The sequence below is a fragment of the Enterobacter vonholyi genome (assembly GCF_008364555.1).
Taxonomy (GTDB): domain Bacteria; phylum Pseudomonadota; class Gammaproteobacteria; order Enterobacterales; family Enterobacteriaceae; genus Enterobacter; species Enterobacter vonholyi.
Window position 1 is genome coordinate 26,161 of sequence record NZ_VTUC01000037.1, and the last position, 26,187, is coordinate 52,347.

The following is a 26,187-nucleotide window of genomic DNA, read 5'->3' on the forward strand; positions in this document are numbered from 1 at the left end:
GCCCCAGCTTTCAGGATTATCCCTTAGTATGTTGAAAAAATTTCGTGGCATGTTTTCCAATGACCTGTCCATTGACCTGGGTACCGCGAATACCCTTATTTATGTAAAAGGACAAGGCATCGTATTGAATGAGCCTTCCGTTGTGGCCATTCGTCAGGATCGTGCAGGCTCGCCAAAAAGCGTGGCCGCAGTGGGTCATGACGCGAAGCAGATGCTGGGTCGTACCCCAGGCAACATTGCCGCTATCCGCCCAATGAAAGACGGTGTTATCGCCGACTTCTTCGTGACTGAAAAAATGCTTCAGCACTTCATCAAGCAGGTTCACAGCAACAGCTTCATGCGTCCAAGCCCGCGTGTTCTGGTGTGTGTACCGGTTGGCGCAACCCAGGTAGAACGTCGCGCAATCCGTGAATCTGCCCAGGGTGCAGGTGCGCGTGAAGTGTTCCTGATTGAAGAGCCAATGGCGGCGGCAATCGGTGCAGGTCTGCCTGTGTCTGAAGCGACCGGTTCCATGGTGGTGGATATCGGTGGTGGTACCACTGAAGTGGCCGTTATCTCTCTGAACGGCGTGGTGTACTCCTCTTCCGTACGTATCGGTGGTGACCGCTTCGACGAAGCCATCATTAATTATGTGCGCCGTAACTACGGCTCTCTGATCGGTGAAGCCACCGCAGAGCGTATCAAACATGAAATCGGCTCTGCGTATCCGGGCGATGAAGTGCGTGAGATCGAAGTACGTGGGCGTAACCTGGCTGAGGGTGTTCCACGCGGTTTCACCCTGAACTCCAACGAAATTCTGGAAGCACTGCAGGAACCACTGACGGGCATCGTGAGCGCGGTAATGGTCGCGCTGGAACAGTGTCCACCAGAGCTGGCGTCCGATATCTCCGAGCGCGGTATGGTTCTGACCGGTGGTGGTGCGCTGCTGCGTAACCTCGACCGCCTGTTAATGGAAGAGACAGGTATTCCTGTCGTAGTTGCAGAAGATCCACTGACTTGCGTCGCCCGTGGTGGTGGCAAGGCGCTGGAAATGATCGACATGCACGGCGGCGATTTGTTCAGCGAAGAGTAGTCGAGTTTGAGAGGGTAGCAATTTGCTACCCTTTCTCTCTGACGCGAGAATACGCATAGCCTATGAAGCCAATTTTTAGCCGTGGCCCATCGCTACAGTTTCGCCTTATTCTGGCGGTTCTGGTTGCGCTTGGGGTCATTATTGCCGATAGCCGCCTCGGTACGTTCAGCCAGATCAGAACGTACATGGATACCGCCGTCAGTCCTTTCTACTTTGTTTCAAATGGTCCCCGTGAACTGCTCGACTCCGTTTCTCAAACGCTGTCTTCACGCGACCAACTCGAACTCGAAAACCGGGCATTACGTCAGGAACTGTTGCTGAAAAACAGCGAACTGCTGATGCTGGGGCAATACAAGCAGGAAAACGCGCGACTGCGTGAACTGCTCGGCTCGCCGCTGCGTCAGGATGAGCAGAAGATGGTCACGCAGGTGATCTCCACCGTGAACGACCCTTACAGCGATCAGGTTGTGATCGACAAAGGGAGCGTCAACGGGGTGTATGAAGGCCAGCCAGTTATCAGTGATAAAGGCGTAGTTGGCCAGGTTGTTGCCGTCGCCAAACTGACCAGCCGCGTGCTGCTGATTTGCGACGCCACGCATGCGCTGCCGATCCAGGTCCTGCGCAACGACATCCGCGTGATCGCGGCCGGTAACGGTTGTACGGACGACCTGCAGCTGGAACACCTGCCGGCTAACACGGATATCCGCGTAGGCGACGTGCTGGTGACGTCTGGTCTGGGTGGACGCTTCCCTGAAGGTTATCCGGTTGCGGTGGTCTCTTCGGTCAAGCTGGATACCCAGCGTGCCTATACCGTGATTCAGGCGCGTCCAACTGCTGGTTTGCAGCGTCTGCGCTATCTGTTGCTGCTGTGGGGTGCCGATCGTAACGGGGCTAACCCGATGACGCCTGAAGAGGTCCATCGCGTAGCAAACGAGCGCCTGATGCAGATGATGCCGCAGGTTCTTCCGCCTGCGGATTCCATGGGGCCGCCTGCGCCAGTCCCGGCGCCGGCAACCGGGTTAACGCAGCCGCTGCCGGATGCGCCGCCACCGCCTAAACTCTCTTCGGGAGGGCAGTAGTGGCAAGCTATCGTAGCCAGGGACGCTGGGTCATCTGGCTCTCGTTTCTTATTGCACTGTTACTGCAGGTTATGCCCTGGCCGGATGACATTCTCGTTTTCCGGCCAAACTGGGTATTGCTCATTTTACTCTACTGGATCCTTGCCCTGCCGCATCGCGTAAATGTCGGCACGGGTTTCGTGATGGGTGCCATACTGGATCTCATTAGCGGCTCTACGCTTGGCGTGCGCGCCTTGTCCATGAGCATTATTGCGTACCTCGTCGCACTCAAATTCCAGCTCTTCCGTAACCTTGCGCTCTGGCAACAGGCCCTGGTTGTGATGCTATTGTCGCTCGCTGCGGATATCGTTGTTTTCTGGGCAGAGTTTTTAGTGATCAACGTCTCTTTCCGACCGGAAGTATTCTGGAGTAGTGTAGTAAACGGTGTGCTCTGGCCATGGTTATTCCTGCTGATGCGTAAGGTTCGCCAGCAGTTTGCTGTGCAATAAAAGGTTTCTATGACGTCTTTGTATCTCGCTTCCGGCTCCCCGCGCCGTCAGGAACTCCTGACGCAGCTAGGGGTCTCTTTTGAACGCATCGTTACCGGCATTGAAGAAAAACGTGCTGAGGGCGAAAGCGCTCAACAGTACGTGTCTCGCCTGGCGCGCGAGAAAGCGCAGGCGGGCGTGGCCAGTGTGCCACGCGATCTTCCCGTGCTGGGAGCAGATACCATCGTTATCCTGAACGGTGAAGTGCTGGAGAAACCGCACGACGCCGATCATGCAGCGCGCATGCTGCGCAAATTGTCCGGACAAACGCATCAGGTGATGACGGCCGTCGCGCTGGCTGACAGCCAGCACGTGCTGGATTGCCTGGTGGTGACAGAAGTGACGTTCAGAGTACTTACCGACGACGACATTGCCGCTTATATTGCCAGCGGTGAACCAATGGATAAAGCAGGTGCATACGGTATTCAGGGGCTGGGTGGCTGTTTTGTCAGGAAGATTCATGGCAGCTATCACGCCGTAGTCGGCTTACCGCTGGTGGAAACGTATGAGTTGCTGAGCAATTTTAACTCACTGCGTGAGGGAAGGGATAATTATGACGGCTGAATTGTTGGTAAACGTAACGCCATCGGAAACCCGTGTGGCCTATATTGATGGTGGCATTCTTCAGGAAATTCATATTGAGCGTGAAGCGCGGCGCGGAATAGTAGGCAATATCTACAAAGGTCGTGTCAGTCGTGTACTACCGGGTATGCAGGCGGCTTTTGTAGATATTGGACTCGATAAGGCGGCATTTTTACATGCCTCCGATATCATGCCGCACACCGAGTGCGTCGCAGGCGAAGAGCAAAAGCAGTTTGCCGTGCGCGACATTTCTGAACTGGTGCGTCAGGGACAGGATCTGATGGTGCAGGTGGTGAAAGATCCCCTCGGTACCAAAGGCGCCCGTCTGACCACCGACATCACCTTACCTTCCCGCTATCTGGTCTTTATGCCCGGCGCGTCGCACGTGGGCGTTTCGCAGCGTATTGAGAGCGAAACCGAGCGCGAGCGTCTGAAGAAAGTGGTCAGCGCCTACTGCGATGAACAGGGCGGATTTATCATCCGTACCGCCGCGGAAGGGATCAGCGAGGAAGACCTGGCGTCGGATGCGGCTTACCTGAAGCGCGTCTGGACAAAAGTGATGGAGCGTAAAAAACGCAACCAGACCCGCTATCAGCTTTATGGTGAGCTGGCGCTGGCGCAGCGCGTTCTGCGTGACTTTGCCGACGCGCAGCTCGACCGTATTCGCGTGGACTCTCGTCTGACGTACGAGGCCCTGCTCGAGTTTACCGCCGAATATATCCCTGAGATGCCTGGACTGCTGGAGCACTACACCGGGCGTCAGCCGATCTTCGATCTCTATGATGTCGAAAACGAGATCCAGCGTGCCCTGGAGCGTAAGGTCGAGCTGAAGTCAGGCGGCTATCTAATCATCGATCAGACCGAAGCGATGACTACCGTCGATATCAACACCGGCGCTTTTGTCGGTCATCGCAACCTGGATGACACCATCTTCAACACCAACATCGAAGCCACTCAGGCCATTGCGCGCCAGCTTCGTCTGCGCAATCTGGGCGGCATTATCATTATCGACTTCATCGATATGAGTAATGAAGACCACCGTCGCCGCGTGCTGCACTCGCTTGAGCAGGCGCTGAGCAAAGACCGCGTGAAAACCAGCATTAACGGCTTCTCACAGCTGGGGCTGGTGGAAATGACGCGTAAGCGTACCCGCGAGAGCGTGGAGCATGTGCTGTGCAATGAATGCCCAACCTGCCATGGACGCGGAACGGTAAAGACGGTTGAGACCGTCTGCTACGAAATTATGCGTGAAATCGTCCGTGTTCATCATGCCTACGACTCCGATCGTTTTCTGGTCTATGCTTCCCCTGCGGTGGCTGAAGCGCTGAAAGGCGAAGAGTCACACGCGCTGGCGGAAGTGGAAATCTTTGTCGGCAAACAGGTAAAAGTACAAATTGAACCGCTCTATAACCAGGAGCAGTTTGACGTCGTGATGATGTAAGCGCAGTACGCTGCGTGACGAAGCTGACAAGGAGAGATGCGTGAGGCGATTGCCGGGGATTTTATTGCTTACAGGGGCAACGCTGGTCGTGATTGTCGCGTTGCTCGTGAGCGGGCTACGCCTCGTTTTACCGCATCTGGACAGCTGGCGTCCGCAGCTGCTGGCGAAAATCGAATCCACCACCGGCGTGCCGGTGAACGTAAGTCAGGTTAGCGCTAACTGGCAGAATTTTGGCCCGACGCTCGATGTCCGGGATATCAACGCCAGCCTGAAAGATGGCGGCTACCTGAAAATCAAACGCGTGACCCTGGCGCTGGACGTCTGGCAAAGCCTGCTGCATCTGCGCTGGCAGTTTCGCGATCTCACCTTTTATCAGCTCCAGTTTCTGACCAATACGCCGCTGTCTGGCGGCGATAGCGGTCAGGGCCTTGAAGCTAACCGCTTCAGCGATCTTTTCCTCCGCCAGTTCGATCATTTCGATCTGCGCGACAGCGAAGTGAGCTTTATTACCCTTTCCGGGCAGCGCGCCGAGCTGGCGATCCCGCAGCTTACCTGGCTTAACGGTAAGGATCGGCACCGCGCCGAGGGGCAGGTCAATCTCTCAAGCCTGAACGGCCAGCACGGCGTGATGCAGGTGCGCATGGATCTGCGCGACGATGACGGCCTGTTAAATAACGGCAAAGTCTGGCTGCAGGCCGACGATGTGGACGTCAAGCCGTGGCTTGGCGACTGGCTCCAGCAAAACATGCAGCTGGAAACGGCCCGCTTCAGCCTTGAGGGCTGGTTGACCCTGACGAAAGGCGAATTTGCCAGCGGTGATATCTGGCTCAAGCAGGGGGGCGCGAGCTGGGAAGGCGAAAAACAACAGCATCAGCTTTCCGTCGATAACCTCACCGCCCACGTGACGCAGGAGAAAGAGGGCTGGCAGTTTGCCATTCCCGATACGCGCATCACGATGGATGGCAAGCCGTGGCCGCGCGGTGCGCTGACGCTGGCCTGGATGCCGGAGCAGGACGTTGGCGGCACGGCCAGTAAACGCAGCGACGAGCTGCGCATCCGTGCCAGTAACCTGGATTTGGCCGCCATTGAAGGGCTACGCTCGATGGCGGCAAAGCTCTCTCCTGACCTGGGCGAGATCTGGCTGGCTACGCAGCCGAGCGGAAAGATTGATTCTCTGGCGCTGGATATCCCACTTCAGGCGACGGAAAAAACCCGTTTCCAGGCGACATGGAAAGATCTTGCCTGGAAGCAGTGGAAGCTGCTGCCGGGGGCGGAGCACTTTAGCGGCAAGCTGGAAGGCAGCGTGGAGAACGGCAGGCTGACGGTTGATATGCACGACGCCAAAATGCCTTACGAGACGGTCTTCCGTGCGCCGCTGGAAATCGAACAGGGCAACGCAGTGCTTAACTGGCTCCGTAACGATAAGGGTTTCCAGCTCGATGGCCGGCATATCGACGTCAAAGCGAAAGCGGTGCACGCGCGCGGCGATTTTCGCTATCTGCAGCCTGAAGGCGATGAGCCATGGCTGGGGATTCTGGCCGGGATCAGTACCGATGACGGCTCCCAGGCCTGGCGCTATTTCCCGGAAAACCTGATGGGGAAAGCGCTGGTAGACTATCTGAGCGGTGCCATTCAGGGCGGTCAGGCGGATAATGCCACGCTGGTTTACGGCGGTAATCCCCATCTGTTCCCGTACAAACATAATGAAGGTCAGTTCCAGGTTCTGGTGCCGCTGCATGACGCCACTTTCGCGTTCCAGCCGGGCTGGCCCGCGCTGAAAAACCTGGATATCGAACTTAATTTCCTCAATGACGGCCTGTGGATGAAGTCCGACAGCGTGGCGCTGGGCGGCGTGACGGCCAGCAACCTGACGGCCAACATTCCGGACTACTCAAAAGAGAAGCTGCTGATTGATGCCGACATCAACGGTCCCGGCAAGGCGGTGGGACCGTACTTTGAGGAGACCCCTCTCAAAGAGTCGCTGGCCGCGACGCTTCAGCAGCTCCAGCTTGATGGTGATGTGAATGCTCGCTTACATCTTGATATCCCGCTGGACGGTGAGATGACCACCGCGAAAGGCGACGTCCGTCTGAAGAACAACAGTCTGTTCATCAAACCCCTTGAGAGCACCCTGAAAAATCTCAGCGGGCAGTTCAGCTTTGAGAACGGTAACCTGAAGAGCGAGCCGCTTACCGCCAGCTGGTTTAATCAGCCCGTGAATATCGACTTCACGACCACAGAGGGTGAAAAGGCGTATCAGGTGGCCGTCAATCTGGACGGTAACTGGCAGCCAGCGCGTATGGACGTCCTGCCGAAGCCCATTGAGGCGTCGGTGGATGGCGCGGTCGCCTGGCAGGGTAAAGTGGCAATCGACCTGCCTTATCACGCTGGAGCCCAGTATAAGGTCGACATCACGGGTGACCTGAAGAATATTCGAAGCCAGCTGCCAGCGCCGCTGGATAAACAGGCCGGACAGCCGCTGCCGGTAAAGCTGAACGTCGATGGCAACCTGAACAGCTTCGCACTGACCGGCAGCGCGGGCGGGACAAACCACTTCAACAGCCGCTGGTTGCTTAACCGCAAGCTCACCCTCGACAAAGCCATCTGGACAACGGATAGCCGCTCCACGCCGCCGCTGCCGGAGCAGACGGGCGTTGAGCTGAATCTCCCACCGATGGACGGTGCAGAGTGGCTAGCGCTGTTCCAGAAAGGCGTTGGACAAAACGTTGATGAAACCGCCCAGTTCCCGCAAACCATTACCGTACGTACGCCTTCGCTGATGCTGGGCGGGCAGCAGTGGAACAACCTGAGCATCGTCTCGCAGCCTGGCGCTAACGGCACGAAGGTAGAGGCCCAGGGCAGAGAGATCAACGGTACTTTGACCATGCGCAATCACGCGCCATGGCAGGCGGCGATTCGCTATCTCTACTACAACCCGGCAAGCGCCACGAGCGGGAAAGATAAACCGGCAGAAGCGTCTCCGCTGAGTAATGCCTCCCGCGTCGATTTTAGCGGCTGGCCCGATCTCCAGCTGCGCTGCGCTGAGTGCTGGCTGTGGGGGCAGAAATATGGCCGTATTGACGGTGATTTCACTATTCAGGCCAACACGCTTACGCTCTCCGGTGGCCTGGTTGATACCGGCTTTGGCCGCATGACGGCCGCAGGGGAGTGGGTGAATAACCCGGGCGAGCAGCGAACGTCCCTCAAGGGCGACATTAAAGGCAACAAGCTGGATGCGGCAGCCAATTTCTTTGGTATCAGCACGCCGCTGCGCGGTTCGTCATTTGATGTTAATTACGATCTTCACTGGCGCGACGCTCCGTGGAAGCCGGATGAGGCCTCGCTGAACGGCATTCTGAAAACCCACTTTGGTAAAGGTGAGATCGCCGACGTGAGCACGGGGCGCGCCGGGCAGATCCTGCGCCTGCTGAGTTTTGATGCGCTGCTGCGCAAGCTGCGCTTCGATTTCAGCGATACGTTCAGCGAAGGTTTCTACTACGATTCCATCCGCAGTACGGCATGGATTAAGGACGGCGTTCTGCATACGGACGATACGCTGGTGGATGGCCTGGAAGCAGATATCGCCATGAAAGGCTCAGTCAACCTCGTGCGCCGCGAATTGGATATGGAAGCCGTAGTGGCACCGGAAATTTCCGCGAGCGTGGGCGTTGCGGCGGCCTTTGTGGTGAACCCGATTGTCGGTGCGGCGGTGTTTGCCGCCAGCAAAGTGCTGGGGCCGCTGTGGAGCAAGGTCTCCATTCTGCGCTACCGCATTACCGGTCCGGTCGATAAACCGCAGATTAACGAGGTGCTGCGCCAGCCGCGCAAAGATGCACAGCAATGATTTGACGTGGGCAGGTAATTGCCTCACTCTCAATAAATACGATCTTTATACCGCCACGGGCGGCAACGAACGAGTAGCATTACGATGAGTCTGAACCTGGTAAGTGAACATTTGCTCGCAGCGAACGGCCTGAATCATCAGGACCTGTTCTCCATTCTTGGTCAACTGACCGAACGCCGTCTCGACTACGGCGACCTTTATTTCCAGTCGAGCTATCACGAATCCTGGGTTTTAGAAGACAGCATCATTAAAGATGGCTCTTACAACATCGACCAGGGCGTCGGCGTCCGCGCCGTCAGCGGCGAGAAAACCGGTTTTGCCTATGCCGATCAGATTAGCCTGGCTGCACTTGAGCAGAGCGCGCAGGCCGCGCGCACCATTGTGCGTGATACCGGCGATGGTCGCGTGAAAACCCTTGGAGAAGTGCAGCACTCTGCGCTCTATACCAGCATCGATCCTCTGCAAAGCATGAGCCGTGAAGAGAAGCTGGATATCCTGCGTCGCGTGGACAAAGTCGCCCGTGCGGCGGATAAACGCGTGCAGGAAGTTTCAGCCAGCCTGAGCGGTGTGTATGAACTGATTCTGGTGGCGGCAACGGACGGCACTCTGGCGGCAGACGTTCGCCCGCTGGTACGTCTCTCCATCAGCGTGCAGGTCGACGATGATGGTAAACGCGAGCGCGGCTCAAGCGGTGGCGGCGGTCGTTTCGGCTATGACTGGTTCCTGGGCGATGTTGACGGTGAAGCGCGCGCTGACGCGTGGGCAAAAGAAGCCGTGCGCATGGCGCTGGTGAATCTGAATGCCGTCGCGGCGCCGGCGGGCTCATTCCCGGTGGTGCTGGGTGCTGGCTGGCCGGGCGTGCTGCTGCACGAGGCGGTAGGCCACGGCCTGGAAGGCGACTTTAACCGTCGCGGGACGTCGGTCTTCAGCGGTCAGATCGGGCAGCTTGTCTCCTCTGAACTGTGCACCGTGGTGGATGACGGCACCATGCTTGACCGTCGCGGCTCGGTGGCTATCGACGATGAAGGTACGCCCGGCCAGTACAACGTGCTGATCGAAAATGGCGTGCTGAAAGGCTACATGCAGGACAAACTCAACGCGCGCCTGATGGGCGTCGCGCCGACGGGCAACGGACGCCGTGAATCTTACGCGCATCTGCCGATGCCGCGTATGACCAATACCTACATGCTGCCGGGTAAATCCACGCCGCAGGAGATTATCGAATCCGTTGATTACGGTATCTTTGCGCCTAACTTTGGCGGCGGCCAGGTGGACATCACCTCCGGTAAGTTTGTCTTCTCTACTTCAGAAGCGTACCTGATCGAGAAGGGCAAAGTGACCAAAGCGGTGAAAGGTGCGACGCTGATTGGCTCCGGTATTGAAGCCATGCAGCAGATCTCGATGGTCGGTAACGATCTGAAGCTGGATAACGGCGTGGGCGTCTGCGGTAAAGAGGGCCAGAGCCTGCCGGTTGGCGTGGGCCAGCCAACGCTGAAAGTGGACAACCTGACGGTGGGCGGCACGGCGTAAGTTTTCCCGTCACTCTAACCCTCTCCCAAACCGGGAGAGGTGTCTCGAATTACAAAACCTATTCTTTCCTTCTTCCCCGCATCCCCTGAAACAGCTCTGCTACGTCCACAAAATACTCGGTCAGATAGTTAATACACACCTGCACCTTTAGCGGGAGTTTGTCTTTTTCGGTATACAGGGCGTACACCGGACGCGGATCGGACTGGTAGCGCGGGAAGAGGATCTCAAGCACGCCGCTGTTGATCTCGTTGATCACCCACATTAACGGCACGTAGGCAATCCCGGCGCCGGCCACCAGCCAGCGCGAAATGGTCATCGGATCGTTAGTGACAAATCGCCCTTCCGGCAGCAGTTTGGTGGAGATCCCTTCCGGGGCAATCAGCTCAAATTCATTGTCGGGTCGCACGCTGTATTCCAGCCACGAGTGGTTGGTGAGATCGGCGGGTTTCTCCGGAACACCGTACTGGGCCAGATAGCTCTTCGAAGCGCAGACGACCATCGGCATGCTGCCCAGCCGACGCGAGAACAGGCTGGAATCCTGCAGCGCGCCGACGCGGATCACCACGTCCAGACCGTCGGCAATCAGGTCCGGCGCCGGGATACCCGTCACCAGATTAACGGTAAGCCCGGGATACTCTTTCAGCATATCCGCCGTCATGGCAGCGAGAACATTTTGTGCCATAGTTGAAGAACACCCGATGCGCAGCGTGCCGATGGGGGTGTTGTTGAAGGCGTAGAGCTGTTCGTGAACATCCTGCACTTCCAGCAGCATACGGCGACAGCCCTGATAGTAAATTTTGCCCGCTTCCGTCAGCCCAATGCTGCGGGTACTGCGGTTGAGCAGCTTGACCTGAAGCTCATCTTCCAGTTTAGAGACCGTCTGGCTGATGGATGAGACGCTCATCTGAAGCTGGCGTGCAGCGGCGGTAAAGGAGCCCAGTTCAACCACTTTGGCGAAGACCGACATGCGTTTTAAACGTTCCATTGTTCACTCTGGCTTAAAAGTGATTTAGATCACATATTATAGATAACAGCATAACAGTTACGTTAATATATTATTTATTACATAACGGCTGCGCCGTTCTCGCCCGGCGTTTCTTGCTCTTCTGCGATGGCGTGCGCTAAAAAAATTCTGAAGCCTGCACTCTCTCTAATCAAGGTCAACATGAGTCTGTTTCCCGTTATCGTGGTGTTCGGTCTGTCCTTCCCACCGATATTTTTCGAGCTTCTTTTATCACTGGCGATCTTCTGGCTGGTGCGCAAGGTGCTGGTCCCTACCGGGATCTACGATTTCGTCTGGCACCCTGCATTGTTCAATACCGCGCTGTATTGCTGCCTGTTTTACCTGATATCGCGCATGTTTGTCTGAGGTTGATGTGAAAACGCTAACAAGAAAAATCTCCCGCACTGCCATCACCATGGCGCTGGTTATCCTCGCCTTCATCGCTATTTTCCGCGCCTGGGTTTATTACACCGAATCACCGTGGACGCGTGATGCACGCTTCAGCGCCGATGTGGTGGCAATAGCCCCTGACGTGGCCGGTCTTATCACGGCGGTCAACGTTCACGATAACCAGCTGGTGAAAAAAGATCAGGTTCTGTTCACCATCGACCAGCCTCGTTACCAGAAAGCGCTGGAAGAGGCGGAAGCGGACGTGGCCTATTACGAGGCGCTGGCTGCGGAGAAACGCCGCGAGGCTGGCCGCCGTAACCAGCTTGGCGTTCAGGCAATGTCCCGTGAAGAGATTGACCAGTCCAACAACGTGCTGCAAACCGTGCTGCACCAGCTGGCGAAAGCGCAGGCAACGCGCGATCTGGCGAAGCTCGATCTCGAGCGTACCGTGATCCGCGCGCCGTCCGATGGCTGGGTGACCAACCTTAACGTCTATGCCGGGGAATTCATTACCCGTGGCTCAACCGCCGTGGCGCTGGTGAAACAGAACTCCTTCTACGTACTCGCCTATATGGAAGAGACCAAGCTGGAAGGCGTACGCCCGGGCTACCGGGCAGAAATTACGCCGCTGGGCAGCAATCGCGTCTTTAAAGGTACCGTCGACAGCGTCGCCGCAGGGGTGACTAACTCCAGCAGTTCGAATGATGCCAAAGGGATGGCAACGGTGGATTCCAACCTCGAGTGGGTGCGTCTGGCCCAGCGCGTGCCGGTCCGTATCCATCTGGACGAACAGCAGGGCAACCTGTGGCCTGCGGGTACCACGGCGACGGTGGTGATTACCGGTGAAAAAGATCGGGATGCCAGCCAGGACTCGTTCTTCCGTAAAATCGCCCACCGCCTGCGCGAGTTTGGTTAATCGCTATGGGCATCTTTTCCATCGCCAGCCAGCACATTCGCTTCGCCGTGAAGCTGGCGTGTGCCATTGTGCTGGCGCTGTTTGTTGGCTTCCACTTCCAGCTTGAAACCCCTCGCTGGGCAGTGCTGACGGCTGCTATTGTCGCGGCGGGTCCAGCCTTTGCCGCGGGTGGGGAACCCTATTCAGGCGCGATCCGCTATCGCGGGATGCTGCGTATCATCGGGACGTTTATCGGCTGTTTCGCGGCGCTCACCATTATTATTCTGATGATCCGCACGCCGCTGCTGATGCTGATGGTGTGCTGCATCTGGGCGGGTTTTTGCACCTGGATCTCGTCTCTGGTGAAAGTGGAGAACTCCTACGCCTGGGGGCTGGCGGGCTATACCGCGCTGATTATTGTCATCACCATTCAGTCCGAGCCACTGCTCGCCCCGCAGTTTGCGGTTGAGCGCTGCAGCGAGATTGTCATTGGTATCGTGAGTGCGATTGTCGCGGATCTGCTGTTCTCTCCGCGCTCCATCAAGCAGGAAGTCGACCGTGAGCTTGACACGCTGATTGTCGCCCAGTACCAGCTGATGCAGCTCTGCATTAAGCACGGTGACAGTGAAGAGGTGGATAAAGCCTGGAGCGGGCTGGTTCGCCGCACGCAGGCGCTGGAAGGGATGCGTAGCAACCTTAACATGGAGTCCTCGCGCTGGGCCCGCGCAAATCGTCGCCTTAAAGCCCTCAATACCGTCTCTCTGACGCTGATTACCCAGGCATGTGAAACCTATCTGATTCAGAACACCCGGCCGGAAGCGGTCACCGATACGTTCCGCGAACTGTTCGCCGAGCCGGTGGAAACCGTGCAGGACGTGCATAAGCAGCTTAAGCGTATGCGCCGGGTGATTGCCTGGACCGGGGAGCGCGACACGCCGGTAACCATCTACACCTGGGTCGGCGCTGCGACGCGCTACCTGCTGCTGAAACGCGGCGTGATTGGTAACACCAAAATCAGCGCGGCAGAAGAAGAGGTACTGCAGGGCGAAGTGGTGATCAAGGCGGAATCCGCTGAGCGCCATCACGCGATGGTCAACTTCTGGCGTACGACGCTTGCCTGTATGCTCGGCACGCTGTTCTGGCTGTGGACGGGCTGGACGTCCGGCAACGGCGCGATGGTGATGATTGCCGTCGTTACCGCACTGGCGATGCGTCTGCCTAATCCGCGTATGGTCGCCATCGATTTCCTGTACGGCGCCATTGCCGCCCTGCCGATAGGCGCGCTCTACTTTCTGGTCATCATCCCGTCGACGCAACAGAGCATGCTGCTGCTCTGTATTAGCCTGGCGGTAATGGCGTTCTTTATCGGCATTGAAGTGCAAAAGCGGCGCCTGGGATCGCTGGGTGCGCTGGCGAGTACGATTAACATCATCGTGCTCGATAACCCGATGACCTTCCATTTCAGCCAGTTCCTGGACAGTGCGTTAGGTCAGCTGGTGGGCTGTTTCCTGGCCATGATGGTGATACTGCTGGTGCGGGATAACTCGCAGGCAAGAACGGGCCGCGTGCTGTTGAACCAGTTCGTGTCGGCTGCCGTGTCGTCTTTGACAACCAATACCGCGCGCCGTAAAGAGAACCACCTTCCCGCGCTCTACCAGCAGCTGTTTTTACTGCTGAACAAGTTCCCGGGCGACATCGCGAAATTCCGCCTGGCGTTAACCCTGATCATCGCGCACCAGCGTTTGCGTAACGCGCCCGTGCCGATCAACGACGATCTGTCGGCCTTCCACCGCCAGTTACGTCGTACCGCCGATCATGTGCTTTCCGCCGGCAGCGATGACAAACGGCGTCGTTACTTTACGCAGCTGCTTGAAGAGCTCGATGTCTATCAGGAAAAGCTCAAGCACTGGGAAGCGCCGCCTCAGGTGACCGAGCCGGTAGGAAGGCTAGTGTTTATGCTGCATCGCTACCAGAATGCCCTCACGGATAACTGACTGAAGTAAAAAAACCGACGCCAAAAGCGTCGGTTTTTTTGTGGCTATACTTATTCCAGCACGTTCTTACATTTCAGAAAGGGAGGACACATGACGACCCAGGCGCTTCAGGACCACATCCTTTTTCAGACCGGCTATCTGGTCAACGGCATTTGGAAAACGCTGGACACGACGTTTGATGTGCTGAATCCCGCGACCGGTGAGGTCATTGCTAAAGTCGCAAAAGCGGGTAAAGCGCAAACCGAAGACGCCATCGCAGCGGCCACCAAAGCCTTCCCGGCATGGCGTGCCAAAACCGCGAAAGAACGCTCGGCGATTCTCTACCGCTGGTATGAATTGATTATTGAGAATAAAAGCTGGCTCGGGCGGTTAATGACCACCGAACAGGGCAAACCCCTGAAAGAAGCGGAGGGCGAAGTGGAGTACGCCGCCAGCTTTATCCAGTGGTTTGCCGAAGAGGCTAAACGCGCGAATGGTGAAATTATTCCACCGATCAAACCTGGCTCACGCATTCTGGCGACCCGTGAACCCATTGGTGTGGTCGCTGCGATTACGCCGTGGAACTTCCCAATGGCCATGCTCACCCGCAAGTTAGGCCCGGCGCTGGCGGCCGGGTGTACCGGGGTTATTAAACCGGCCAACAACACGCCGCTCAGCGCCTTTGCGCTGCTTACTCTGGCGAAACAGGCCGGTGTGCCCGACGGCGTTCTCAACGCCGTTGCCGGGAATACGCATGAAATCAGCGATGCGATTATGGCAAGCCGCGACGTGCGTAAAATCTCCTTTACCGGCTCAACCTCCGTCGGCAAAACGCTGGTGCGTAACGCCGCCGAAACCATGAAGAAAGTCTCGATGGAGCTGGGGGGAAATGCCCCGTATATCGTTTTTGAGGATGCGGACATCGACGCAGCGGTTAAGGGCGCGATCGCCAACAAGTTCCGCAATGCCGGGCAGGTCTGCGTCAGCGTGAACCGTTTTTATATTCAGGAAACCGTCTACGACAAATTTGTGAATAAACTCGCCGATGCGGTGAATGCGCTGAAGGTGGGTAATGGTCTTGAGGAGGGGGTGGTCGTCGGGCCGCTGATTGAACCTACTGCGGTGAACAAAGTGCGTGAGCATGTCGACGACGCCGTTGCCCGGGGCGCAACCGTACTGGCAGGAGGTAAGCCTCATCCGCTTGGCGGGAATTTCTGGATGCCTACCGTATTGGGCGACTGCCATGAAGGCATGAAGCTGGCAGAAGAAGAGACGTTTGGCCCGGTGGCGGCGTGCTTCCGTTTCACCTCGGAAGATGAAGTCATCCAGCGCGCCAACAACACGCCCTATGGGCTGGCGGCTTACTTCTATACCCAGAATCTCTCACGGGTCTTCCGCGTTTCACAGGCTATCGAGAGCGGGATGATTGGCATTAACGAGTGCGCCGTCTCCACTGAGCTCGGGCCTTTTGGCGGCGTAAAAGAGTCAGGTCTTGGACGAGAAGGCTCCGTGCTGGGACTGGAAGAGTATCTGGAAGTTAAAACCCTGCATATTGGGGGATTATAATAGACAGGGCGGCAGCTGCCGCTCGCCTGGACTGGGTGGCTGGCAATGAAAACCTATACGTTTGATTTTGACGAGATCGACAGTCAGGAAGACTTCTACCGGGAATTTATCCGGGTGTTTGATCTTGAAAGGGAAAGCGTGACGAATCTGGATACGCTTTGGGACGTGGTCACCGGCAGTCTGTTGCCGCTACCGCTGGAGATTGAGTTTATCCATCTGCCCGATAAGCTGCGAAGACGTTTTGGCGCGCTGATATTGCTGTTCGATGAAGCGGAAGAAGAGCTTGAAGGGCAGTTGCGCTTTAACGCGCGGCATTGAATGAAAAAAGCCCCTGACCATGAGGCCAGGGGCAAGTCGTATGATGAGATACGACGAGGGTTTATTTATACAGTTCTGCAGTTGCGTGCCAGTGGTCACCCTGATTCAGTTCGGTGACGCGATAGCTGCTGGCACCTGCTTTTTCAGCTTTGGCGGCCAGTTCGTGACGGATATCCATCGGTGAGCCAGTGACAGACGTCACGGAGACGCTGCCCATACTCTGTAGATTTTGTGCCTGGTCGGCATTCACCTGCTGTACGGCTGCACTTGCGCCGAAAGAGATAACGGATGCCAGACCGAGGGTTGCGATGATCAATTTGGTTTTCATAGTCTTTACTCCTGAATAGGGTTTTTACTCAACGGCGAGAAGGGTTGAACTGCTATTTTTATGCCTGGTGCCGTTGAGTGGAGATTTACGTTTTCAGCTATTACTAAAACTTATTTGTACAGCTCAGCGGTGGCGTGCCAGTGGTCACCAGAACGCGCTTCGATGATGCGATAGGATGATGCACCCTGTTCTTCCGCTTTTTTGTTCAGCATCTCATGCATGTCCATTGGCGATGTGCCGACCGCGCCGACAGAAACCGTACCGATGGCCTGGCGGGATTGCGCCTGGTCAGCATTAATAGAGTCAGCCGCGAAAGCACCAAATGACAGGACAGACAGGACGCTCAGAGCCGCTACAGTTGATTTGATTTTCATGATTCTTACCTCGTCGAATTTTTTAGTGGGGTCTTGTTTCGTGACCCTCATCACAAAATCAAGTATACACTAATAACGGTAAAAATTAATACCAGACTAATGGTTTCTATTGTTATTACGTGTTAACCAGTCCTTTTTTTATAACCAAATTGCATAATATTGGGTGTTTTTTGCACGTTTTTGTTGGTGATAGCTAATGAAATCATATGGATATCAACTTTTGATTTTTTGTGCGATTCTTTGATTTAGCATTCACCATGTGAATGTTAATGAGTGGTAAAAAGCACTATTTGTCAAAGTGAAGGGCAGTAGAAAAGAGGGGAGAACGCAGCGGAAGCAGAACGATCCCCGTAGCGGCGCTACGGGGAGAGGGGATTAGAGTTCCTGTTCGAACAGAACCAGAATCGCTTCGTGGAGATCTTTCACGGAAAAACCGCTAGCCGGTGTGGTAAAGATGGTGTCATCGCCGGCGATAGTCCCGAGGATACCCTCCGTTTTACCCAGCGAGTCCAGCATGCGGGCAATCAGCTGTGCGGCGCCGGGGCTTGTGTGGATCACCACTACGGCGTCGTTATGATCGATATCCAGAACCAGATTTTTGAGCGGGCTGGAGGTGGTCGGCACGCCAAGTTCTGCTGGCAGGCAATAGACCATCTCCATCTTGGCGTTACGGGTACGCACTGCGCCAAATTTCGTTAACATGCGGGAGACTTTCGACTGATTGATGTTATCGAAGCCTTGTTCCTGCAGCGCCTGAACAATTTCTCCCTGAGAACTGAATTTCTCTTCTTTAAGTAGCGCTTTAAACGCCTTTACTAATTCTTCTTGCTTAGACGAGCTTCGCATAAGTCACCCGGAATATGACGATAGAAACAACATTATTATGCATGTGGATGAATTTTTATGCAAATTATCTACTCAGCGCCAGGCTGAAATAATGTTATGAAAGGGAGTGATTTTATCAGATTTCGTTATCAGAAAACATGCCTGGGTCACGCCGCGCAAATAAGCTTAAAAGTAAATTAAATGTTATCAAAATGATGTTGTTTTGGTGGCGGGGCAGGGTGTATTGTAACCACCTCTTAATGCGTTGCCCTCTGTCGTCAGATAGTTTTCTGGTGAGAGATAAAGTCGCGTGACCTCAAATTCTTTAGCTACGAAAATTGTAATTATTTACTTGCTGAATTATGGTCGCCGCAACGGATTTACAGATACTTAAGTTAACCATAATAAGGAGTTTAGGATGAAAGTCGCAGTCCTCGGCGCTGCTGGTGGTATCGGCCAGGCGCTTGCCCTACTACTGAAAACCCAACTGCCTTCAGGCTCAGAACTCTCCCTGTACGATATTGCTCCGGTAACCCCAGGCGTGGCGGTTGACCTGAGCCACATCCCAACTGCTGTAAAAATCAAAGGCTTCTCCGGTGAAGATGCACGTCCTGCACTGCAGGGTGCCGACGTGGTGCTGATTTCTGCAGGCGTGGCGCGTAAGCCGGGCATGGATCGTTCAGACCTGTTCAACGTCAACGCGGGCATCGTGAAAAACCTGGTGCAGCAGATTGCTGAAGTGTGCCCGAAAGCGTGCATCGGTATCATCACTAACCCGGTGAACACCACCGTTGCTATCGCGGCAGAAGTGCTGAAGAAAGCAGGTGTTTACGACAAAAACAAACTGTTCGGCGTAACCACGCTGGATATCATCCGTTCTAACACCTTTGTTGCTGAGCTGAAGGGCAAACAGCCAACAGAAGTCGAAGTTCCGGTCATCGGCGGTCACTCTGGCGTCACCATCCTGCCTCTGCTGTCGCAGATCCCAGGCGTGAGCTTCACCGAGCAGGAAGTGGCTGACCTGACTAAACGCATCCAGAATGCGGGCACCGAAGTGGTGGAAGCGAAGGCGGGTGGCGGTTCTGCAACCCTGTCTATGGGCCAGGCGGCTGCACGTTTCGGTCTGTCACTGGTTCGCGCTCTGCAGGGCGAGAAAGGCGTTGTTGAATGCGCTTACGTTGAAGGCGATGGCGAACACGCTCGCTTCTTCTCTCAGCCGCTGCTGCTGGGTAAAAACGGTATCGAAGAGCGTAAATCCATTGGTACCCTGAGCGCGTTTGAACAACACGCGATGGAAGGCATGCTGGATACGCTGAAGAAAGATATCACCCTGGGCGAAGAGTTCGTTAACAAGTAATACGAACCGTCTCCCGGCAAAAAACGGAGCTTATCGCTCCGTTTTTTTATGCCTGTCAGTTTGTTGCCGGGTATTCCTGAATCGTTACGTGCAGCGTCAGTTTCTTATCGTTGCGCATGACCTCAACAGGGATGATAGAGCCCGGGCGAATTTCCGCCACCTGATCCATCGTCTCCAGCGCAGAGACCGCCGGCGTGCCGTTGACCGACACAATCACATCGTTTACCTGAATCCCCGCGTTGGCAGCCGGACCACCTGGCGCCACCTCGTTAACCACGATGCCCTGGATCTGATCGATACCGCCGCCCTGGGTATGCATCGGCGCAATTTCGCGTCCGCCGATACCGATATAGCCGCGGATCACGCGTCCGTCGCGGATCAATTTATCCATAATTTTGGTCGCCAGCTGGAACGGAATGGCAAAGCCGATCCCTTCAGGCGTCTCACCGTCGTTGCTCTTGTCGAACGAGAGGGTGTTGATGCCCATCAGTTCGCCCAGCGAGTTGACCAGCGCACCGCCGGAGTTACCGTGGTTGATGGAGGCATCGGTTTGCAGGAAATTCTGCCGTCCGGATGGGTTGAGGCCGATACGACCGGTCGCGCTGATAATCCCCTGGGTGATGGTCTGGCCCAGGTTGTAAGGGTTACCAATCGCCAGGACGACATCACCAATATGCGGGGTACGTTTACGGTTGATCGGGATGACCGGCAAACCGCCCGTGGCGTTAATCTTCAGGACGGCCAGATCGGTCAGGCTGTCAGACCCAACGAGTAATGCCTCAAACACGCGGCCATCCTGCAGGGCGACGATGATCTGGTCGGCGTCATTTATCACGTGCTTGTTAGTAATAATGTAGCCGCGCTCGTCCATGATCACGCCGGAGCCGAGGGTGCGGATCTCCAGCTGGTTGTGGGCTGAGCTATTCAGGCCACGGTTATAGACGTTAACTACGGCGGGTGCGGCTCGGCGGACGGCCTGGTTATAGGTGGCCGGCGTTTCATCCGTGCTATCAAACTGGGGAGCAGACAGTTTATTGAACTGACGTAAAGACGGCAGCGCCAGCAGCAGCAGGCCAGCGACAATCAAACCGATGACAATAGAACGTAAGAGCTTTGAAAGCATGATGCGCGTTTCGTTAAAAAAGGAACGATTTGCAGCATAACATGAGTTATCCGGACATCACATGCAGCGGTGATGTCCGGATCGCAAATGCTTAGCGCAACAGAATATAGATGGACTCATTGCCACGCATGACCTGAAGGGCAATAACCGCCGGTTTGCTTTCCAGCACTTTGCGCAGTTCGGCAATAGACTGCACGCGATTGCGGTTTACACCGATGATCACGTCATCCTGATGCAATCCGGCCTGCGCGGCAGGGCTGCTCTTCTCGACGGTGTCGATGCTAATGCCTTTCGTACCGTCTTTCAGCTGACCGTCGCTCAACGTAGCCCCTTGCAGCGCTGGGGCAATAAGCTCCGCGCTGGCCGAGGAAGAGGTGCTCTTATCCAGCGTCACTTCAACGTCAAGCGGCTTACCGTCACGTATCAGGCCCAGCTTCACTTTGGCGCCAGGTTCGGTTGTGGCGATCCGCGAACGCAGTTCTGCAAAGCTGTTCAGCGGTTTGTCGTTCAGGCTGACGATCACATCCCCCGATTTCACGCCCGCTTTTGCGGAACCGGAGTTTGGCAGCACTTCACTGACAAACGCCCCGCGCTGTACATTGATGTTGAACGCTTTTGCGATATCAGCGCTCATCTCCATACCTTTAATGCCCAGCAGCCCGCGTTTGATTTCACCGAACTGGATCAGCTGCTGCGCCAGGGTTTTGGCCATATTGCTGGGGATAGCAAAACCGATCCCGATGCTGCCGCCGCCCGGTGCCAGAATCGCCGTGTTAATCCCAATCAGCTCGCCGTTAAGGTTGAGCAATGCCCCGCCGGAGTTTCCACGGTTGATTGAGGCATCGGTCTGGATAAAGTTTTCCAACCCCTCCAGATTCAGGCCGCTACGCCCCAGCGCGGAGACGATCCCGGAGGTGGCGGTTTGCCCTAAGCCAAAGGGGTTGCCCACGGCGACGGCAAAGTCGCCGACGCGCAGTTTGTCAGAATCCGCGATGGCAATCTGGGTCAGATTGCTCGGGTTTTGCACCTGCAGCAGCGCGATGTCGCTCTGGTCATCGCCGCCAATCAGTTTGGCATCAAATTCGCGGCCATCGTTTAGCTGGACGCTTATTTTATCGGCCTGGCTGATGACATGGTTGTTAGTCAGAATATAGCCTTTAGCTGCATCAATAATGACGCCAGAGCCCAGGCCTTCAAAAGGCTGCGCCTGCTGGTCGGGAGACTCATCGCCAAAATATTTTTTCAGTTCTTCAGGGACGCGTTGGCTTTGTACCGCCGTGCCTTCAACCTGAACGCTGACGACCGCAGGCAACACTTTTTCCAGCATGGGCGCGAGGCTTGGAATGGCCGCCTGGCCAGGCACCTGGGAGGGGAGAGCAGCGAATACAGGGACGGACGCCGAGAGAGATAACCCGACACTTAACGCGATAGCGCTCAACAGCTGGTTTTTTTTCTTCATCGATGTTGACTCTCGTAACCTGGAATAAAGGAAAAACGGCCCCAAAAACACGTTGATGTTATTGAATTTTAAACCGCTGAACAATGAGGTGTTTAACTAAATGATAGCTGGGGTCATGAAGAAAGGACGGGCGCAATCGCTGCGCCCGTAAAATAAATTCAGGTTGTGCGATTAATCGCGTTTTACACCGCCGCGCAGCAGGCCGGACGCGCCATCGGAGTAGTCGCGAGGCATCTGAACGGGCGCCTGATCGTTACCGGCCTCAGAGTCAGCCAGACGGTTGCGGAATGGGTTAGTTTCAGCGGTCATTTCCGGCAGCAGGCTGCTGGAGCTTTTTGCCATATGTTGATACAGCTGACGATAGTCGGTCGCCATGTTGTCCAGCAGCTCGGCGCTGCGGGCAAAATGGCTGACCAGCTCTTCACGATACTCTTCCAGCTCGGCTTTGTTCTTTTCCAGTTCGTACTGCAGTGACTGCTGCTGACGCAATTTGCGATTACCGAAACGCATGGCCACAGCACCGATGACGATGCCGACGACTAAACCGATTAGCGCATATTCCCAGGTCATGAACTTCTCCCGTTGTCTTGTTGTTCCGTAGGGTGTTGGCTCGGCTCCTGCCTGTGCCTGATAATGCCACTATAACCGCTATTTCTGCAGAAGTGGAATCCTGACGTATCATCGCGTAGTGTAGAACGGCCTTTTTTTCATCAGTCACGTCTGCTGGTGAGCGTTAATTGAGGGAATAACAATAAGATTATGCAAAACCTGTCCCCTGCATCGCGATATCAACTGGCCCTTAACGAGGGCACTCATCAGCCTGACGACGTTCAACGTGAGGCGGTAAGTCGTCTGGAGATGATTTATCAGGAGCTCACGGCAAAACCCGCTGAAACCGAACAGAATGGCGGGCTAAAGGCGGCGTTTGGGCGGTTGCTCGGTAAAAAAGCGCCACAGGCTCACGCGCCGGCGCGCGGTTTATACATGTGGGGCGGGGTCGGTCGCGGAAAAACCTGGCTGATGGACATGTTCTACCAGAGCTTGCCGGGTACACGTAAACAGCGTCTGCACTTCCATCGTTTTATGCTGCGGGTGCATGAAGAGCTGACTGCGCTGCAGGGTAAAAGCGATCCGCTGGAGATTGTGGCCGACCGGTTCAAGGCGGAAACGGACGTACTCTGCTTCGATGAGTTTTTTGTGTCTGACATCACCGATGCCATGCTGTTAGGCGGCCTGATGAAGGCGTTATTTGCCCGCGGGATTACGCTGGTGGCCACGTCGAATATCCCGCCGGACGATCTGTACCGCAACGGCCTGCAGCGGGCACGCTTCCTGCCCGCCATTGACGCTATCAAACAGCATTGTGACATTATGAACGTCGATGCCGGTGTCGATTATCGTCTGCGCACGCTGACCCTGGCGCACCTGTGGCTTTCGCCGCTAAATGCCGATACCACCCGCGAGATGGATACACTTTGGCTGGCGCTGGCGGGGGCAAAACGCGAGCACGCCCCGGAACTCGAGATTAACCATCGCCCGCTCCCCACCCTTGGCGTCGAAAACCAAACGCTGGCGGTCTCCTTTACGACGCTTTGCGTGGATGCCCGTAGCCAACACGACTACATTGCGCTTTCACGTCTGTTCCACACCGTGATGGTGCTGGATGTGCCGGTGATGACGCGGCTGATGGAGAGCGAAGCACGACGCTTCATTGCGCTGGTGGACGAGTTTTATGAGCGCCACGTCAAGCTGGTGGTCAGCGCCGAGGTACCTTTATATGAGATTTACCAGGGAGAGCGGCTGAAGTTTGAGTTCCAGCGCTGCCTGTCTCGCCTGCAGGAGATGCAGAGCGAGGAGTACCTGAAGCTGGAGCATATGCCGTAATAAATACCACCCTCTCCCTGAGAAGGGAGCCTTGTAGGCCGGGTAAGGCGCAGCCGCCACCCGGCATTTTCCGTGGCCCCGAAAAACCCATTCCAAATCACATTTAAGGGTCGATCTTTGACCTCAACTTCTCTATAATCTTGCGACCCCACGTTACGAGAAGGTTTTTTTCCCGAAACTTTCTATGTGTCGGCATGTGCTATTCGAAGGGGTAGGTTTGCCGGACTTTGTCGTGTGAACCTCAACTGACTAAACGTTTGGGTGTTCACCAACGTGTAACTTATTATTTGGGTAAGCTTTTAATGAAAACTTTTACAGCTAAACCAGAAACCGTACAGCGCGACTGGTATGTTGTTGACGCGACCGGTAAAACTCTGGGCCGTCTGGCTACTGAACTGGCTCGTCGCCTGCGCGGTAAGCATAAAGCGGAATACACTCCGCACGTTGATACCGGTGATTACATCATCGTTCTGAACGCTGATAAAGTTGCTGTAACCGGCAACAAGCGTACTGACAAAATGTACTACCACCACACCGGCCACATCGGTGGTATCAAAGAAGCGACCTTTGAAGAGATGATTGCCCGCCGTCCTGAGCGTGTGATTGAAATCGCGGTTAAAGGCATGCTGCCAAAAGGCCCGCTGGGTCGTGCTATGTTCCGTAAACTGAAAGTTTACGCAGGCAACGAGCACAACCACGCGGCACAGCAACCGCAAGTTCTTGACATCTAATCGGGATTATAGGCAATGGCTGAAAATCAATACTACGGCACTGGTCGCCGCAAAAGTTCCGCAGCTCGCGTTTTCATCAAACCGGGCAGTGGTAAAATCGTAATCAACCAGCGTTCTCTGGAACAATACTTCGGTCGCGAAACTGCCCGCATGGTAGTTCGCCAGCCGCTGGAACTGGTTGACATGGTAGAAAAACTGGATCTGTACATCACCGTTAAAGGTGGTGGTATCTCCGGTCAGGCAGGTGCGATCCGTCACGGTATCACTCGCGCTCTGATGGAGTACGACGAATCCCTGCGTTCTGAACTGCGTAAAGCTGGCTTCGTTACTCGTGACGCGCGTCAGGTTGAACGTAAGAAAGTGGGTCTGCGTAAAGCACGTCGTCGTCCACAGTTCTCCAAACGTTAATCCATTCTGCTTACGCAGAACGATTGGCGAAAAACCCGCTTCGGCGGGTTTTTTTATGGATAATGCGCAGGTTATCCACAATATCCATGCATATATCTTCTCTTTTTCCACATTTCCAGAATCCCCTCACCACAAAGCCATCAAAATCTGGTAAACTATCATCCAATTTTCTGCCCAAATATCGGTGAATACTCGATTTTTGTTCGATTCTTGAACAATGTGTTTTCTCTGGGATGGGCGATACAACATCTGGCTGGCCCCTGTTGGGCTGGTAGCAGTAAAAATTCTGAATATACCTGGAGGTTTTCATGGCTGTCGCTGCCAACAAACGTTCGGTAATGACGCTGTTTTCTGGTCCTACTGACATTTATAGCCATCAGGTTCGTATCGTGCTGGCCGAGAAGGGTGTCAGTTTTGAGATCGAGCATGTGGAAAAGGATAACCCGCCTCAGGATCTGATCGATCTCAACCCGAGCCAAAGCGTACCGACGCTGGTGGATCGCGAGCTGACCCTGTGGGAATCCCGTATCATTATGGAATATCTGGATGAGCGTTTCCCGCATCCGCCGCTGATGCCTGTTTACCCTGTCGCGCGTGGTGAAAGCCGCCTGTACATGCAGCGTATCGAAAAAGACTGGTACTCGCTGATGAACGTGATTACCAGCGGTTCCGCTTCTGAAGCTGACGCTGCGCGTAAGCAACTGCGTGAAGAGCTGCTGGCAATCGCCCCGGTGTTTGGTCAGAAACCGTTCTTCCTGAGCGATGAGTTCAGCCTGGTGGATTGCTACCTGGCACCGCTGTTGTGGCGTCTGCCGACCCTGGGCGTAGAGTTCAGCGGTCCTGGCGCGAAAGAGCTGAAGGGCTACATGACTCGCGTCTTTGAGCGCGACTCTTTCCTGGCATCCTTAACTGAACCGGAACGTGAAATGCGTCTCGGCCGAGGCTAATGACTGTGGAAATGTCACAACTTACCCCACGCCGTCCTTATCTGCTGCGCGCCTTCTATGAATGGCTGCTGGATAACCAGCTCACGCCGCACCTGGTTGTGGATGTGACGTTGCCGGGCGTGCTGGTTCCAATGGAATACGCACGTGACGGGCAGATCGTACTGAACATCGCCCCGCGCGCGGTGGGTAACCTGGAGCTGGCGAACGATGAAGTGCGCTTCAACGCGCGTTTTGGCGGCGTGCCGCGTCAGGTTTCCGTTCCGCTGGCCGCTGTGCTGGCCATCTACGCCCGTGAAAACGGTGCGGGAACTATGTTCGAGCCGGAAGCGGCGTATGATGAAGAGGTTGCCAGCCTGAATGATGAGAATGCATCTGATGAGCGCGAAAGCGACACGGTGATGTCACTTATCGATGGCGATAAACCCGATCATCACGATGACAATGACCCTGATGACGATCCGCCTCCGCGCGGTGGTCGTCCGGCTCTTCGCGTCGTGAAATAAAAAACAGGCCCAATCGGGCCTGTTTTTT

General features: G+C 55.4%; 25 protein-coding genes. 18 read left to right on the forward strand and 7 right to left on the reverse strand.

The window, feature by feature from the left end; genetic code table 11:
• The first annotated feature begins 28 nt into the window (after positions 1-28).
• The 7 genes from mreB (at position 29) to tldD (ending at position 10,075) form a co-directional block, all read left to right on the forward strand.
• Positions 29-1,072 carry a rod shape-determining protein MreB gene (gene mreB, locus F0319_RS18985; RefSeq protein WP_000913396.1) on the forward strand — a complete coding sequence of 348 codons (1,044 nt, stop codon included), beginning with the start codon at positions 29-31 and terminating at the stop codon, positions 1,070-1,072.
• 62 nt (positions 1,073-1,134) lie between these two features.
• A complete protein-coding gene (mreC, locus tag F0319_RS18990) occupies positions 1,135-2,151 on the forward strand; it encodes a rod shape-determining protein MreC (RefSeq protein WP_023309400.1) in 1,017 nt (338 codons plus the stop codon).
• Positions 2,151-2,639: a rod shape-determining protein MreD gene (mreD, locus tag F0319_RS18995; RefSeq protein WP_023309399.1), complete on the forward strand. Its 489-nt coding sequence runs from the start codon at positions 2,151-2,153 to the stop codon at positions 2,637-2,639. Before mreC ends, mreD begins: the two co-directional genes overlap by 1 nt.
• Before the next feature lie 9 nt (positions 2,640-2,648).
• Positions 2,649-3,242: a Maf family protein gene (locus F0319_RS19000; protein WP_111964994.1), complete on the forward strand. Its 594-nt coding sequence runs from the start codon at positions 2,649-2,651 to the stop codon at positions 3,240-3,242.
• Complete coding sequence (gene rng, locus F0319_RS19005; protein ID WP_111964993.1) at positions 3,232-4,701, forward strand: ribonuclease G; 1,470 nt, start codon at positions 3,232-3,234, stop codon at positions 4,699-4,701. The genes F0319_RS19000 and rng overlap by 11 nt, the downstream gene beginning before the upstream one ends.
• A gap of 40 nt (positions 4,702-4,741) precedes the next feature.
• Positions 4,742-8,545, forward strand: a complete 3,804-nt coding sequence (gene yhdP / locus F0319_RS19010) for an AsmA2 domain-containing protein YhdP (RefSeq protein WP_149367558.1) — start codon at positions 4,742-4,744, stop codon at positions 8,543-8,545.
• A gap of 84 nt (positions 8,546-8,629) precedes the next feature.
• A complete protein-coding gene (gene tldD, locus F0319_RS19015; protein ID WP_149367559.1) occupies positions 8,630-10,075 on the forward strand; it encodes a metalloprotease TldD in 1,446 nt (481 codons plus the stop codon).
• A 58-nt stretch (positions 10,076-10,133) separates the two neighbouring features.
• Here the strand turns inward: tldD and aaeR are convergent, their stop codons facing one another.
• Entirely contained in the window at positions 10,134-11,060 is a 927-nt protein-coding gene (aaeR, locus tag F0319_RS19020) for an HTH-type transcriptional activator AaeR (protein ID WP_023616809.1), read from the reverse strand.
• Between the two features lie 180 nt (positions 11,061-11,240).
• Here aaeR and aaeX point away from each other — a divergent pair, with 180 nt between their 5' ends.
• The 5 genes from aaeX (at position 11,241) to F0319_RS19045 (ending at position 16,220) form a co-directional block, all read left to right on the forward strand.
• Positions 11,241-11,444 carry a p-hydroxybenzoic acid efflux pump operon protein AaeX gene (aaeX, locus tag F0319_RS19025; RefSeq protein WP_003860416.1) on the forward strand — a complete coding sequence of 68 codons (204 nt, stop codon included), beginning with the start codon at positions 11,241-11,243 and terminating at the stop codon, positions 11,442-11,444.
• A gap of 7 nt (positions 11,445-11,451) precedes the next feature.
• The gene (gene aaeA / locus F0319_RS19030) at positions 11,452-12,384 is read left to right on the forward strand and encodes a p-hydroxybenzoic acid efflux pump subunit AaeA (protein WP_111964991.1); all 933 of its coding nucleotides are present in this window, start codon (positions 11,452-11,454) and stop codon (positions 12,382-12,384) included.
• A gap of 5 nt (positions 12,385-12,389) precedes the next feature.
• Complete coding sequence (aaeB, locus tag F0319_RS19035; protein ID WP_149367560.1) at positions 12,390-14,357, forward strand: p-hydroxybenzoic acid efflux pump subunit AaeB; 1,968 nt, start codon at positions 12,390-12,392, stop codon at positions 14,355-14,357.
• A 90-nt stretch (positions 14,358-14,447) separates the two neighbouring features.
• Positions 14,448-15,902: an NAD-dependent succinate-semialdehyde dehydrogenase gene (locus F0319_RS19040; protein WP_149367561.1), complete on the forward strand. Its 1,455-nt coding sequence runs from the start codon at positions 14,448-14,450 to the stop codon at positions 15,900-15,902.
• A 45-nt stretch (positions 15,903-15,947) separates the two neighbouring features.
• Entirely contained in the window at positions 15,948-16,220 is a 273-nt protein-coding gene (locus F0319_RS19045; RefSeq protein ID WP_008502839.1) for a barstar family protein, read from the forward strand.
• Between the two features lie 61 nt (positions 16,221-16,281).
• Here F0319_RS19045 and yhcN (F0319_RS19050) read toward each other — a convergent pair whose 3' ends face one another.
• The 3 genes from yhcN (F0319_RS19050) to argR all read right to left on the reverse strand — a co-directional run bounded on the left by yhcN (F0319_RS19050) (position 16,282) and on the right by argR (position 17,768).
• Complete coding sequence (yhcN, locus tag F0319_RS19050; RefSeq protein WP_149367562.1) at positions 16,282-16,548, reverse strand: peroxide/acid stress response protein YhcN; 267 nt, start codon at positions 16,546-16,548, stop codon at positions 16,282-16,284.
• Between the two features lie 110 nt (positions 16,549-16,658).
• On the reverse strand, positions 16,659-16,922 hold the full coding sequence (yhcN, locus tag F0319_RS19055; RefSeq protein ID WP_023309389.1) for a peroxide/acid stress response protein YhcN: 264 nt from the start codon (positions 16,920-16,922) through the stop codon (positions 16,659-16,661).
• A 375-nt stretch (positions 16,923-17,297) separates the two neighbouring features.
• Positions 17,298-17,768, reverse strand: coding sequence for a transcriptional regulator ArgR (argR, locus tag F0319_RS19060; RefSeq protein WP_023309388.1), 471 nt, complete (start codon positions 17,766-17,768; stop codon positions 17,298-17,300).
• Positions 17,769-18,165: 397 nt separating this feature from the next.
• Here argR and mdh point away from each other — a divergent pair, with 397 nt between their 5' ends.
• The gene (mdh, locus tag F0319_RS19065) at positions 18,166-19,104 is read left to right on the forward strand and encodes a malate dehydrogenase (protein ID WP_008502835.1); all 939 of its coding nucleotides are present in this window, start codon (positions 18,166-18,168) and stop codon (positions 19,102-19,104) included.
• A gap of 55 nt (positions 19,105-19,159) precedes the next feature.
• Here the strand turns inward: mdh and degS are convergent, their stop codons facing one another.
• The 3 genes from degS to zapG all read right to left on the reverse strand — a co-directional run bounded on the left by degS (position 19,160) and on the right by zapG (position 22,256).
• A complete protein-coding gene (gene degS / locus F0319_RS19070; protein WP_111964987.1) occupies positions 19,160-20,227 on the reverse strand; it encodes an outer membrane-stress sensor serine endopeptidase DegS in 1,068 nt (355 codons plus the stop codon).
• A gap of 91 nt (positions 20,228-20,318) precedes the next feature.
• The gene (degQ, locus tag F0319_RS19075; protein WP_149367563.1) at positions 20,319-21,686 is read right to left on the reverse strand and encodes a serine endoprotease DegQ; all 1,368 of its coding nucleotides are present in this window, start codon (positions 21,684-21,686) and stop codon (positions 20,319-20,321) included.
• 171 nt (positions 21,687-21,857) lie between these two features.
• Positions 21,858-22,256 carry a Z-ring associated protein ZapG gene (gene zapG, locus F0319_RS19080; RefSeq protein ID WP_008502832.1) on the reverse strand — a complete coding sequence of 133 codons (399 nt, stop codon included), beginning with the start codon at positions 22,254-22,256 and terminating at the stop codon, positions 21,858-21,860.
• A 189-nt stretch (positions 22,257-22,445) separates the two neighbouring features.
• On the opposite strand from zapG, the gene zapE reads away from it, so the two are divergent.
• The 5 genes from zapE (at position 22,446) to sspB (ending at position 26,159) form a co-directional block, all read left to right on the forward strand.
• A complete protein-coding gene (zapE, locus tag F0319_RS19085) occupies positions 22,446-23,570 on the forward strand; it encodes a cell division protein ZapE (protein ID WP_149367564.1) in 1,125 nt (374 codons plus the stop codon).
• A gap of 302 nt (positions 23,571-23,872) precedes the next feature.
• Positions 23,873-24,301, forward strand: coding sequence for a 50S ribosomal protein L13 (rplM, locus tag F0319_RS19090; RefSeq protein WP_003860434.1), 429 nt, complete (start codon positions 23,873-23,875; stop codon positions 24,299-24,301).
• A gap of 15 nt (positions 24,302-24,316) precedes the next feature.
• On the forward strand, positions 24,317-24,709 hold the full coding sequence (gene rpsI, locus F0319_RS19095) for a 30S ribosomal protein S9 (protein ID WP_003860436.1): 393 nt from the start codon (positions 24,317-24,319) through the stop codon (positions 24,707-24,709).
• Between the two features lie 308 nt (positions 24,710-25,017).
• Positions 25,018-25,656 carry a stringent starvation protein SspA gene (sspA, locus tag F0319_RS19105; RefSeq protein ID WP_014885418.1) on the forward strand — a complete coding sequence of 213 codons (639 nt, stop codon included), beginning with the start codon at positions 25,018-25,020 and terminating at the stop codon, positions 25,654-25,656.
• Positions 25,657-25,661: 5 nt separating this feature from the next.
• Complete coding sequence (gene sspB, locus F0319_RS19110) at positions 25,662-26,159, forward strand: ClpXP protease specificity-enhancing factor (RefSeq protein ID WP_115876392.1); 498 nt, start codon at positions 25,662-25,664, stop codon at positions 26,157-26,159.
• Positions 26,160-26,187 lie beyond the last annotated feature (28 nt).